The 12,030-nt window shown below is 67.9% G+C and carries 8 protein-coding genes and 1 pseudogene; 3 read left to right on the forward strand and 6 right to left on the reverse strand.

Annotated features, from left to right (window positions below; genetic code table 11):
• The first annotated feature begins 390 nt into the window (after nucleotides 1-390).
• The gene (locus tag ACSVC7_RS32020) at nucleotides 391-2,679 is read left to right on the forward strand and encodes a hybrid sensor histidine kinase/response regulator (RefSeq protein ID WP_448208637.1); all 2,289 of its coding nucleotides are present in this window, start codon (nucleotides 391-393) and stop codon (nucleotides 2,677-2,679) included.
• A 196-nt stretch (nucleotides 2,680-2,875) separates the two neighbouring features.
• Here the strand turns inward: ACSVC7_RS32020 and ACSVC7_RS32025 are convergent, their stop codons facing one another.
• From ACSVC7_RS32025 to ACSVC7_RS32045, 5 genes are all read right to left on the reverse strand, one after another.
• Entirely contained in the window at nucleotides 2,876-3,058 is a 183-nt protein-coding gene (locus tag ACSVC7_RS32025; protein WP_448208638.1) for a hypothetical protein, read from the reverse strand.
• A 116-nt stretch (nucleotides 3,059-3,174) separates the two neighbouring features.
• A complete protein-coding gene (locus ACSVC7_RS32030) occupies nucleotides 3,175-3,852 on the reverse strand; it encodes a protein-L-isoaspartate(D-aspartate) O-methyltransferase (protein WP_448208639.1) in 678 nt (225 codons plus the stop codon).
• A gap of 293 nt (nucleotides 3,853-4,145) precedes the next feature.
• Nucleotides 4,146-5,600, reverse strand: a complete 1,455-nt coding sequence (locus ACSVC7_RS32035; RefSeq protein ID WP_448208640.1) for a GGDEF domain-containing protein — start codon at nucleotides 5,598-5,600, stop codon at nucleotides 4,146-4,148.
• 218 nt (nucleotides 5,601-5,818) lie between these two features.
• A complete protein-coding gene (locus ACSVC7_RS32040; protein ID WP_448208641.1) occupies nucleotides 5,819-6,490 on the reverse strand; it encodes a GntR family transcriptional regulator in 672 nt (223 codons plus the stop codon).
• Nucleotides 6,487-9,444 (reverse strand): FAD-binding and (Fe-S)-binding domain-containing protein, encoded by a 2,958-nt coding sequence (locus ACSVC7_RS32045; RefSeq protein ID WP_448208642.1) that lies wholly within the window; start codon nucleotides 9,442-9,444, stop codon nucleotides 6,487-6,489. The genes ACSVC7_RS32040 and ACSVC7_RS32045 overlap by 4 nt, the downstream gene beginning before the upstream one ends.
• Nucleotides 9,445-9,745: 301 nt before the next feature.
• Between ACSVC7_RS32045 and ACSVC7_RS32050 the strand changes: the two genes are divergently transcribed.
• Entirely contained in the window at nucleotides 9,746-10,954 is a 1,209-nt protein-coding gene (locus ACSVC7_RS32050) for a pyridoxal-phosphate-dependent aminotransferase family protein (RefSeq protein WP_448208643.1), read from the forward strand.
• Nucleotides 10,951-11,934: a TRAP transporter substrate-binding protein gene (locus ACSVC7_RS32055; protein WP_448208644.1), complete on the forward strand. Its 984-nt coding sequence runs from the start codon at nucleotides 10,951-10,953 to the stop codon at nucleotides 11,932-11,934. The genes ACSVC7_RS32050 and ACSVC7_RS32055 overlap by 4 nt, the downstream gene beginning before the upstream one ends.
• 9 nt (nucleotides 11,935-11,943) lie before the next feature.
• On the opposite strand, the pseudogene ACSVC7_RS32060 reads toward ACSVC7_RS32055, so the two are convergent.
• A pseudogene (locus ACSVC7_RS32060) lies at nucleotides 11,944-12,030 on the reverse strand (IS5/IS1182 family transposase); the annotation flags it as partial.

Genomic DNA, 12,030 nt, shown 5'->3' on the forward strand with positions numbered 1-12,030 from the left:
CGCCGGCAAGGCCAATCCGCCTGGACCGCCATCCGCGACCTGATCGACGGAACCTTCGTCGTCGCCTGACCACTTACCAGCCGCCAGCCAGGTGAGCAGTTACAACCAAAGGTCGTGTGGTATGGTGCCACCCCCTCCCGGTGCGTGACGTTCACAAATGGCTTGGTGAGCACCATGCCTGTGGTGCAGGCCAGGACTGATCGGCCGACGCCGTTCGCCAGAGACCGCACCATGTAGACTAGACGAAAGGGTTATCGTGATTATTCAAAACTCCAGATTGGACTGACGTCTAGTCTTTACGCAATCTCAACAGGTCGCGACGGACCATGCCACGTCGGCACCGTCGGCGATTATGTTTTCATGACGAATGTTTTGGGCAGGGGCTCGGTCATGTCACGCGCGCAATCGGGAGGGGGTGTCCTGGAAGCTTTCGACGGCACGGACCGGGCCATCGCCTTTGAAAGCCTGCCGGGCTTCGAGCATCTGTGGATGCCGATCTGGGTGTTCGACAGCCAGGCTCCCCGCATGGTCTGGGCGAACCGCGCGGCGCTGGCGCTTTGGGACTCCCCCAACCTCGCCGAATTCTGCGCGCGGGACTTCAGCGACATGTCGGAGGCGACCCGGACCCGCCTTGCGGCCCTGCACGAGGAACTGGTCGCGGGCCAGCAGCCGGTCGACCAGTGGACCTTCTACCCCAAGGGCTGCCCCGTCACGGCCCGCGTGCGCCGGACCGGCATCCGCCTGCCCGATGGCCGGCTGGCCATGCTGCACGAAGCGCAGGTGATCGACCAGCCCATCGACCCCGCCACGCTGCGCGGGGTGGAGGCGCTGCACCACACCAACGTCATGATCACGCTGTTCACCGACGACGGCCGGCCGCTGATGCGCAACCCGGCGGCCCAGCGCGCCTACGGTCCGGTCGCGCCGGAGAGGCGCGCCGGGCAACTGGCGGAGCATCTGGTGAGGGAGCGCGACCGTCGGGACCTGCTCCAGGCGCTCGCCGACGGCGAGACCTTCAGCCGGGAGGTCGAGGTGCGGACCTCCGCCGGGCGCGGATGGCATGGGCTGGACGCCCGGCGGACCCTGGATCCGGTGACCGGCGCCCCGCTCATCCTGCTCAACGAGCGCGACGTCACCGACCGCAAGCGCGTCGAACTGGAGTTGGACGAGCAGCGGATCTTCCTGCGCGCCGTCGTCGATCTGGTCCCCGACCCGATCTTCGTCCACGACCCGAACGGGCGCTACGTCCTGGTCAACCAGCCCCTGGCCGACCTGTTCGGGCGGTGTGTCGAGGACATCGAAGGCCGCGAGAGCTTCGAGGCGACCGGCCACGGCCTGGTGCCCACCTGGCTGGAGGAGAACCGGCACGTCCTCGAAACCGGGGAGTCGCTGCAACTCGAACAGACCCTGTCCGTCCATGACGGCGGATCGCGCTGCTTCCGCATTTCCAAACGGCCGTTCCACCGCGCGACCGGAACCTCCTACGTCCTGGGCTCCGCGGTGGACATCACCGACCTGAAGCTGGCCAAGGAGCGCGCGGAGGCGGGCGAACGCGCCAAGAGCCAGTTCCTGGCGATGATGAGCCATGAAATCCGCACGCCCATGAACGCGGTCGTCGGCTTCGCGTCACTGCTCACGGAGGCGCTGCCCGATGGCGAGCCGCGGGAATGGGCTCAGACGATCGCGAGTGCCTCGAAGGACCTGCTGCGCATCCTCGACGACATCCTGGATTTCTCGAAGATCGAGGCGGGCCGCCTGCTTCTGGAGCCGGGAATCGTCCGGCCGGCGGAGGTCGTGCGCCAGATCGGCGAGCTGTTCGCCTCGCAGGCCGCCGAAAAGGGCAACGCGCTGGTGATCCGCGTGGAGCCGTCCACGCCTCCGATGATCGCGGGGGATGCGGTGCGCGTGCGCCAGGTCATCGCCAATCTCGTCAGCAACGCCTGCAAATTCACCCGGAGCGGGCGGATCACCGTTGCCGTGTCCGGCGATCCGCCGGGCTTCGTTGAGTTCACGGTGAGCGACACCGGCATCGGCATGACCGGGGAACAGCTCGCGCACGTCTTCGAGCCGTTCCGGCAGGCCGACGAGACCGTGTCCCGGCGGTTCGGCGGCACCGGCCTGGGGCTGGCCATCGCGCACCGGATCATCGCCCTGATGAAGGGCACGATCGAGGCCCGCTCGGTCGCGGGCGAGGGCTCCACCTTCCGGGTCCGCGTGCCCTGCGGCGTCGCGGCGACGGCGAGCCTCGATCCGGACGGCGCGGGCGCGGACACCGGCCGCCAGCCGCGCCGCATCCTCCTGGCCGAGGACAACCGCACCAACCGCGAGCTTGTCGCGGCCATTCTGCGGCGCGACCGGCACGAGATCGTCTGCGTGGAGGACGGCGCGGCCGCTGTGGAGGCCGTGCGGGCGCAAGGCCGCCGGACGGCCGCCAACCCGGACGGATTCGATCTGGTGCTGATGGACATCCGGATGCCGACCATGAACGGGGACGAGGCCACCCGCCTTATCCGTGCGCTGCCGACGGACGCGGCGGCAATTCCCGTGTGGGGACTGTCCGCCGACGCCCTGGCGGAGATCGTGGAAGCCTACAAGGCCTGCGGATTGACCGGCTATCTGACCAAGCCGGTCGACCCCGCCCGCCTGCGCGCGGTGGTCGCCTGCCCTTCCGAGGCTTGACCGCGGGGATGCGATGTTCGGTAGCAAACACACCCGACGCTGGAGGCGGGCGACCTGGACGCTATCCGATCCACCAGCCATGCTCTTGGATGGCCCAACAGACCATTTTCAGGGCAGACCGGGTCCCAACAACGTTCCGCCATCAAACAACCAGGCGTCCCGGACCGCCCGAGAAAGGCCGGACGGAAAGGGGCCGTCATCCGGGGGCGGGCTCATGGGCGTCGGGTGCGTCGGCCCGGCCCCGCTCCAACTCGGCGAGATGGGCGAGAAGCCGCTCCAACGTGTCGGTGCGCACCCCGACGGACGGGACGTTGTATCGTCGGGCCGCCGTCAGCGCCGTGCGCAGAAGAATTCGATCCGTGTCGGTCAGGGCGGTCATGATCGGCTTCGGAAACTGCTGGGGAAGCTGCTGGACTGGACTGATGTTAGCGCAAACTTGCGCCGCTTGTCTGTGACGGACATCACGCCCTCGTTTCCGAACGCTCAGAAACCCTTTCACTGCACGGTTTCAAGCTGCGTGAACCGGACAGGGATGATCCGGCGCAAGGCGACGGCCCCGGCCGCGTCCTTGTCGACCACCGTAAGCATCTGGCGTTCCGTGGCGCCGAGCGGCAGTACGATGCGGCCCCCGGGTTTCAACTGCTCGATGAGGGGCGGCGGCACCCGTTCCGCGGCCGCCGTCACCATGATCTTGTCGAAGGGCGCATGCTCGCTCCACCCCCGCGCGCCATCGCCGGTGCGGATGCCGACGTTGCCGTAGCCAAGGCGCCGCAGGAGGGCTTCGGCCATGGTCGCGAACTCCTCGACGACGTCGACGCTCCAGACCTGTCGCGCGAGTTCCGCCAGGATGGCCGCCTGATAGCCGAGCCCGGTGCCCACCTCCAGAACCGTTTCATCCGGCCGAGGGTCGAGGAGGTCGGTCATCAGTGCCACGAGGAACGGCTGCGAGATGGTTTTGTCGAAGCCGATCGGCAGCGGCATGTTGTGGTAGGCGTAGGGAGCGACCTCCGCCGGCACGAAGAGGTGTCGCGGTACCCGCTGCATCGCCGCCATCACCCGCTCGTCGAGCGTTGCCTTCCCTATTTCCTCGCTGGCGAGTTCGGCCTGGATGGCGATCACCTCGACCATGTGCCGTCGCAGAATGGCGAGGTGCTTTTCCGTCATTTCCTTCATGACGGTTCCTTCAGGCGGTGTGCGGTGGGACCTGTTCGCTCCCGCCAACAGCGGACAGGTCCGTGCGTTGGCATCGGTGTCTCCGTATCAACAGGACGCCATTTCAGCGGTTGCGTATATGTTTTTCCATAATGAAGCTTATGGAACATTGATGATGAAACGGATGGATTCTATTCTGAAGTGCAACTCTTGTGTCAGTACAAGGGCTTAACGGCTTCGAGGAGGTCGGGTTGGACACGTGCATCGCTCGTGATGCGGCGATCCAAGGGTATTTCTCGCCACCAACCCCGGTGTCAACGGGGGATGCAGTCCGTTCCGCAAGCGGCGGAAGGCTCGATGCCGCGATGGTCCACGACCCGGTTTCGGCCCGCGCGTTTCGCGGCGTACAGGGCCCGGTCGGCGCGCGACAGGGCCGCGTCCGGTCCGGTCTCGCCCGGCTGAACCTCCGAAAGCCCGATGCTTGCGGTCAGCCGCAGCGTCAGGGGCGCGTTCTCCAGCCGCATCTCCTCAACGGCCGCGCGCAAGCGCTCCGCCACCAGCAAGGCGCCCGGCCCGTCGGTTTCCGGAAGCAGGGCCGCGAATTCCTCCCCGCCCAGCCGCGCGGCGCAGTCCTGCTGGCGCAGCGTCCGTTTGCAGAGCGCCGCGAAGGCCTGCAACGCCCGGTCCCCGACCTCGTGGCCGTAGGTGTCGTTGATGCGTTTGAAATGGTCGAGGTCCACCATCAGGATGGACAGTGGCCGACGATAGCGCGCCGCCCGTTGGATCTCGGCCTCCGCCCTGGCGAAGAACTGGGTGCGGTTGGCGAGCCCGGTCAGCGGATCGGTGGTGGCGAGGCGGGCGAGATGCGCCTCCATCGCCTTGCGGCCGGTGATGTCCACGACGCCGGCCATGACGCTTTCCGTTTCGCCGACCACCAGGGCCGACGCCGCCAGCAGCACGTCGCGGACCGCGCCATCGGCCAAGCGCACCCGCGTTTCGAAGCCGTCGACCCGCCCGGCGCCCTCCAGCCCGGCGAGCAGGGCGGCCCGGGCCTTCGGGTCGTCGTACACCTGTTCGATGGAATGGATGCCCAGCGTCTCCGGCGTTCCGCCGAAATAGGACAGGGCGGCGTGGTTCGCCTTGATCAGCCGGCCGTCGATCTTGGCGGTGACGACCAGCGGGATCGGCACCGCCATGAACATCCGCTCGAACATCTCCCGGCTTTCCGCCAGGGCGTTGTTGGCGAGCCGCTCGGCCTGGGTCGCCGCCCACTCCAGCCGGCGCAGGCGGTTCGACCGGATCACCACCAGCGCCAGCGCGCAGTTCAGCATCAGCATGGCCAGGATCATGCCGGTCAACGTCGAGGACAGCGGCCCCGGCGCCTCGTAGCCCGCCAGCATCATCGCGCTGCACCCGACACCCGACAAGAGCGTCCAGCGGAAGGAGGTGGGCACGCCCAGGTAATAGATGGACGGCAGCATCAGCACGACGAAGAAGGCGATGTCGCTGTGCGAACTGACCAGCGCCGCGACCGCCGCGCCGGTGATCCATTCCCAGGCGAGCATCGTCCTCTGCGCCCGGCGGAAATCGGCGGCGCGCCGGATCAGCAGAAAACAGGCCAGGGAGACGGCAACCACGACCGCACGCGCGGGAATCGCAACCCAAAAATGCGGCTGTCCGTAAAAGCGCCAGTCGCTGACGAAAAACAGCGTGTTCAGGATGACGGACAGCAGGAAAAGAAGACGCGCGTGACGAACCGTCTCGGACAAACGCTCCGATTGGAACGCCGCCTCACGCTCAGGACGGATGAACTCGCCGCTGAAAAGAGAAAGTGGACCTGCGGGCATTCCGGCTTCATGCAGAGGTTGTGGTCTGTGGCGACCGACTTTTATACGGCATGATAGGCCGGCGAGGCCGCAGCATCCATGTCGTAAATTATCGTATCCTGTTACAAATTGGACCTTGCCCGCGGTGAATTGGGCCGCCCTTACGCGGCGGACGGGGCCGTGACCTCGTCGGCCGACCGGGCCATCAGGTCGATCTTGCGTTCCAGGTGCCGTCTCAGCAGCGCCGAAATGGCGGCACCGTCGCGTCGGGTCAGCGCGTCCAGGATCTGCTCGTGCTCCCGCACCGCCTGATCCCACCAGCCGCGCGGCATGTCGGCCACGTAGCGGGCGCGGCGGATGCGCAGGGCCAGCCCGGCGTGGGTGGCGATCAGCACCGGGTTGCCCGACGCCGTCAGGATCATCTGGTGGATGCGCTCGTTCAGCCGGTAATAGGCCTCCAGGTCGCGCCGGGCGTGATGGGCGAGCATTTCGTAATGCAGGGCGCGCAGTTCGGCCAGTTGCTCCTTGGTGATGTTGGCGCAGGCGAGTTCGCCGGACAGGGCCTCCAGGCAGGCCATCACCTTGAAGGTGTCCTCGATGTCGGCGCGCGTCAGCGTCGCGACGCGGGCGCCCCGGTTGGGCAGCAGGACGACCAGCCCCTCGCTCGCCATCACCTTCAGCGCTTCGCGCAACGGGGTGCGGGACACGCCGAAGCGCTCGCACAGCTCGCGCTCGTTGATGCGGGATCCGGGAGCGAGCTCGCCGTCCACGATGGCCGCGCGCAGGCGCGAGACGACCTCCGCGTGCAGGCTGGAGCGGTCGATGGGGGTCATCCTTCGCCCTCCGCCCCGGCATCTCTCGACAGGGCCTGTTCCAGGACCACGGCGACGTGCACCGCCTCGCGCCCGGCGCCGTCCCGGATCTGGTGCCGGCAGCTCGTGCCGTCGGCCACCAGGATGGTGTCCGCGTCGGCCGCGCGCACGGCGGGCAGCAGGTCGAGTTCCCCCATCCTCATCGACACCTCGTGGTGTTCCGCTTGGTAGCCGAAGGCGCCGGCCATGCCGCAACAGGTGGATTGTAGCACCGTTACGGCAAGGTCCGGCACCAGCGTCAGCACCCGTTCCACCGGCGGCATGGCCCCCATGGCCTTCTGGTGGCAATGGCCGTGCACGAGCGCCCGGCGCCCCGGCAGAGGCTTCAGGCGAAGGTCCAGCCGGCCCGCCGCCCGCTCGCGATCGATGAACTCCTCGAACAGCAGCGCATGGTCGGCGATCCGCGACGCTTCCGGGCCGGGCAGCACCGCCTTCAGCTCATCCCGCAGGGTCAGCAGGCAGGAGGGTTCCAGCCCGACGATGGGCAGCCCGCGCTCCACATGGGGAATCAGCGCCGCGACCAGCCGCCGCTGCTCGGCCCGCGCCTCCTCCACCAGACCGGCGGCGAGGAAGGTGCGGCCACAGCACAGGGGGCGCCCGCCATCCGCCGGGGCCGCGGCATGGACCGCATAGCCCGCCGCCTCCAGCACGCGGACCGCCGCCCGCGTGTTGTCGCTTTCGAACCAGCGGTTGAAGGTGTCCGTGAACAGAACGACCTCCCCTACCCTGCCCGGCCTGCCAGCCTGTGCCGGCGCGAAGGGGCGCGCGTGCCAGTGCGGCAGCGGCCGGTGCCGGCTCAGGCCCAGCAGGCGTTCCGTCAGGGCCGGCAGTCCGGGAATGCGCCCATGCAGGTTCAGCAGGGGACCGAGCCGCGACGCCACGGGGGCGTAGCGCGGCAGCCACGCGATCAGCCGCTCCCGCAGGGGAAGGCCGGTGCGCTTGCGGCGCTGGGCAAGCACCTCGATCTTCATCTTGGCCATGTCCACGCCGGTCGGGCATTCGCGCTTGCAGCCCTTGCAGCCGACGCAGAGGTCCAGCGCCTCCATCACCCCGTCCGAGGTCAGCGCGTCAGAAGTCTGGGCGTCGGGGCCGAGCTGCCCGGTCACCGCCAGCCGCAGCGTGTTGGCGCGCCCGCGCGTGACGTGCTGCTCGTCCTTTGTGGCGCGATAGGACGGGCACATCACGCCGGGGTCGGATTTCCGGCAGGTGCCGTTGTTGTTGCACATCTCCACCGCGCCCAGGAATCCGTTCCACTCCGACCAGTCGAGCGCGGTCTCGAAGGGCACGGCGGCGTAGCCCGGCTTGAACCGGAACAGGCTGCGGTCGTCCATGCGCGGCGGATCGACGATCTTGCCGGGGTTGAGCAGGCCGGCCGGATCGAACAGGGTTTTCACCTCCCGAAAGGCGTCGACCAAGCGCTTGCCGTACATGGGCTCGTGAAACTCCGACCGCACCAGCCCGTCGCCGTGCTCGCCGGAGTGGGAGCCCTTGTAGTCGCGCACCAGCGCGAAGGCTTCCTCCGCGATGGCGCGCATTTTCCGGACCTCAAGCTCCTGCTTCAGGTTCAGGACGGGCCGGACGTGCAGGCAGCCTTCCGACGCGTGGGCGTACCATGTGCCGGTGGTGCCGTGCTTGCGGAACACCTCGGTCAGCCGCTCCGTGTAGTCGGCCAGATGCTCCAGCGGGACGGCGCAATCCTCGATGAAGGAGACGGGCTTCCGCTCCGTGCGCATGGACATCATGATGTTCAGCCCGGCCTTGCGCACCTCCCAGATGGCGGACTGGAAAGCCGGATCGGTGGCCTCCACCACCGCGTCGGGCAGGCCCAGGTCGCCCATCAGCTCGACCAGCCGACCGAGGTTGGCGATTTCCTCCTCCCGGTTCTCCCCGGCGAATTCGACGAGGAGCAGGGCCTCCGGCTCGCCCCGGATGAAGCGGTCCATGGTCGCGCGGAACAGCGGGATGTCGCGGCCGAGTTCGATCATCGTCCGGTCCACCAGCTCCACGGCGGCGGGCTTCAGCGCGACGATGGCCTTCGCCGATTCCATGGCCTTGCGGAAGGTCGGGAAGTGGCAGACGCCCAGCACCTTGTGCCGGGGCAGCGGCGCCAGGGACAGTTCGACCCGCTGGAAGAAGGCCAGCGTGCCTTCCGACCCGACCAGCAGCTTGGCAAGGTTGGGATGCTCGCCGCCCAGCCGCTCGATGTTGTAGCCGCCGACCTTGCGCTGCACGGCGGGGAAGCGTGCGGCGATCTCCTCCGCCTCGCGGGCGTAGAGGGCCTTCAGCGCCGCCTCGATCTGGCGGTGGCGCGCCGTGTCGGGCGCGGAGCCGTCGAAGCGGACCGGCGTTCCGTCGGCCAGCAGCGCGTCGATGGCCCGGACGTTGTGCACCATGTTGCCGTAGCGGAGCGAGCGGGTGCCGCAGCTGTTGTTGCCGGCCATGCCCCCGATGGTCGCCTGGGCGGAGGTGGACACATCCACCGGGAACCACAGGCCGAGCGGCTTCAGCGCCTTGTTCAGGTGGTCCAGCACGATGCCCGGCTGGACCAGCGCGGTCCGGGCTGAGGCGTCCACCGCCAGGATGCGGTTCAGATGCTTCGACCCGTCGAGGACCAGCGCCTCGTTCACCGTCTGCCCGCATTGCGAGGTGCCGCCGCCGCGCGGCAGCAGGGGCACCCCCTCCTCCGCCGCGATGGCCAGGGCGGCCGCCACATCCTCCTCGTCGCGCGGCACGACGACGCCCACCGGCTCCATCTGGTAGATCGACGCGTCGGTGCTGTATCGCCCGCGCGTGAAGGGGTCGAACAGCACCCCCCCTTTCAGCGCGCCGCGCAGACGCCCGGCGAGTGCGCTGTCGCCGATCCGGGCGCGTTGACGGGATGGTTCGGTCGCGGCGGTGCGGTTGTCGAGCGGCATGGCGGGGCCTCCCTAAGGCCGTCTTTTGCATTCAAAATTCAGTGTGCGCTCGGCGCAGCGGTGGTCCGTCGGCACGGCGGAAAGCGGGCGATACACCCAGGATCCTTATGGAAACCCCATTGTTCTGTCGAGTATCGGCGCCGTCATAAGCCCTTTGCGAAGCGTGGCTCTCCCAATGGGTGATGCCGGATCACCCTTTTGCCGTTTGCCGCTTCCTCATTCTGCATGCAAAACTTGTTTGGTGGACAAACGAATGAAAAAGCGCCGGCAACACGGCCAAAGGACGGGAGGAGACGCCTTCATGGCTCATCGCAGCGGACGCCACTTCCTTCAGATTCCGGGGCCGACCAACGTACCCGACCGCATCCTGCGGGCCATGGACCGTCCGACCATCGACCACCGGGGTCCGGAGTTCGCCAAGCTGGGGCGCGAGGTTCTGGACGGCATCAGGACGATCTTCAAGACCACGCAGCCGGTGGTGATCTATCCCGCCTCCGGCACCGGCGCGTGGGAGGCGGCCATCGTCAACACGCTGTCGCCGGGCGACCGGGTGCTGATGTTCGAGACCGGGCATTTCGCCACGCTCTGGCGCAACCTCGCGGAGCGCTTCGGCATCCAGTGCGACTTCGTGCCGGGCGACTGGCGCCGCGGCGTCGATCCCGTCGCCGTCGAGGCCCGTCTGGCCGAGGACCGGGAGCACGCCATCAAGGCGGTGATGGTCGTCCACAACGAGACCTCGACCGGCGTGACCAGCCGCATCCCGCTGGTGCGCCGCGCCGTCGACCGGGCGAACCACCCGGCCCTGCTGCTGGTCGACACCATCTCCTCGCTGGCCTCCATCGACTATCGCCACGACGAATGGGGCGTGGACGTCACGGTCAGCGGCTCGCAGAAGGGCTTGATGCTGCCGCCGGGGCTCAGCTTCAACGCCGTTTCCGAAAAGGCGCTGGCCGCCAGCCGCGCCAACCGCATGCCGCGCTCCTACTGGGATTGGGCGGAGATGCTGAAGCCCAACCAGGCCGGCTTCTTCCCCTACACGCCCGCCACCAACCTGCTCTACGGCCTGCGCGAAGCCATCGCGATGCTGCACGAGGAAGGGCTGGACGCCGTCTTCGCGCGCCACGACCGCCACGCGGAGGCCACGCGCCGCGCCGTCGCGGCCTGGGGGCTGGAGCTTCTGGCGCTCGACCCCGCCGAATATTCCAGTTCGCTGACGGCCGTGCTGCTGCCGGACGGGCAGGACGCCGACCGGCTGCGCCGGATCATTCTGGACCGCTTCGACCTGTCGCTGGGCGCCGGGCTCGGCAAGGTGGCCGGCAAGGTCTTCCGCATCGGGCATCTCGGCGACTTCAACGACCTGACGCTGACCGGCACGCTGACCGGCGTCGAAATGGGCTTGGATCTGGCCGGCGTTCCCCACCGCAAGGGCGGCGTCGAGGCCGCCATGCGCTTCCTACAGGCGGAGGAAGCCAACCAAAAAACGGCACGCACGAGGGAGGAACCGAGATGAGCTACACCAGGGCGCTGGTCGCGTCGGTGCTGTTCGCGAGTTCGCTGCTGGCAACCGCGGCGCAGGCGCAGACCGAGATCAAGCTGGGCCACGTGGGCGAGCCGGGATCGCTGTTCGAGCTGTCGGCCAAGGTCTTCGCCGACAAGGTGAACGCCAAGCTTGGCGACAAGGCGAAGGTGGTCGTCTATGGCTCCAGCCAGCTCGGCGGCGATGCCGACATGCTGAAGAAGCTGAAGCTGGGCACCATCGACCTGTCCCTGCCCTCCACGGTCATGTCGTCGGTGTCGCCGGTCTTCGGCCTGTTCGAGATGCCGTACCTCGTCAAGGATCGCGAGCACATGAAGCGGATCCGCGACGAGATCGTCATGCCCGTCCTCGCCCCCGCCGGGGAGAAGGAGGGCTATCACATCCTGGCGGTGTGGGAGAACGGCTTTCGCCACATCACCAACAACCGGCAGCCCATCGTCAAGCCCGACGACCTGAAGGGCATCAAGCTGCGCGTGCCGCAGGGGACGTGGCGCGTGAAGATGTTCCAGGCCTACGGGGCCAACCCCAGCCCGCTCGCCTTCTCCGAGGTGTTCGTGGCGCTCCAGACCGGCGTCATGGACGGGCAGGAAAACCCGCTGTCGCAGATCTACCCGGCGCGCTTCCAGGAGGTGCAGAAGTACCTGTCGCTGACCGGGCACGTCTACACCCCGGCCTACCTCACCGCCGGCCGCAGCTGGAGCAAGTTCCCGCCCGAGATCCAGAAGGCGCTGACCGATGCGGCCCGCGAGTCCGAGCCGGAGGTCTACCGCATCGCCGCCCAGCTCGACGAAGACCTGCTGAAGAAGCTCAAGGAGGCCGGCATGCAGGTGAACGAGGCGGACAAGGACGCCTTCGTCAAGGCAAGCGCCCCGATCTACGACGAGTTCGCCAAGGAAGTCCCCGACGGCAAGGCGCTGATCGACCGCGCCCTGGCGCTGGCGAACAAGTCCTAGAGCGTGTCGTCAGTTGAGCCAGATGACAGCCGAGACGAGGTAAACGGCGGCCAGAAAGGTGCTGGCAAGCTTGTCGTAGCGTGTGGCAATGGCCCG

This window comes from Azospirillum mesophilum, from assembly GCF_053470405.2.

Coding starts and splice junctions, on each gene's coding strand:
- ACSVC7_RS32020 (WP_448208637.1), top strand. CDS start 391: ATGTCACGCGCGCAATCGGGAGGGGGTGTCCTGGAAGCTTTCGACGGC.
- ACSVC7_RS32025 (WP_448208638.1), bottom strand. CDS start 3,058: ATGACCGCCCTGACCGACACGGATCGAATTCTTCTGCGCACGGCGCTG.
- ACSVC7_RS32030 (WP_448208639.1), bottom strand. CDS start 3,852: ATGAAGGAAATGACGGAAAAGCACCTCGCCATTCTGCGACGGCACATG.
- ACSVC7_RS32040 (WP_448208641.1), bottom strand. CDS start 6,490: ATGACCCCCATCGACCGCTCCAGCCTGCACGCGGAGGTCGTCTCGCGC.
- ACSVC7_RS32045 (WP_448208642.1), bottom strand. CDS start 9,444: ATGCCGCTCGACAACCGCACCGCCGCGACCGAACCATCCCGTCAACGC.
- ACSVC7_RS32050 (WP_448208643.1), top strand. CDS start 9,746: ATGGCTCATCGCAGCGGACGCCACTTCCTTCAGATTCCGGGGCCGACC.
- ACSVC7_RS32055 (WP_448208644.1), top strand. CDS start 10,951: ATGAGCTACACCAGGGCGCTGGTCGCGTCGGTGCTGTTCGCGAGTTCG.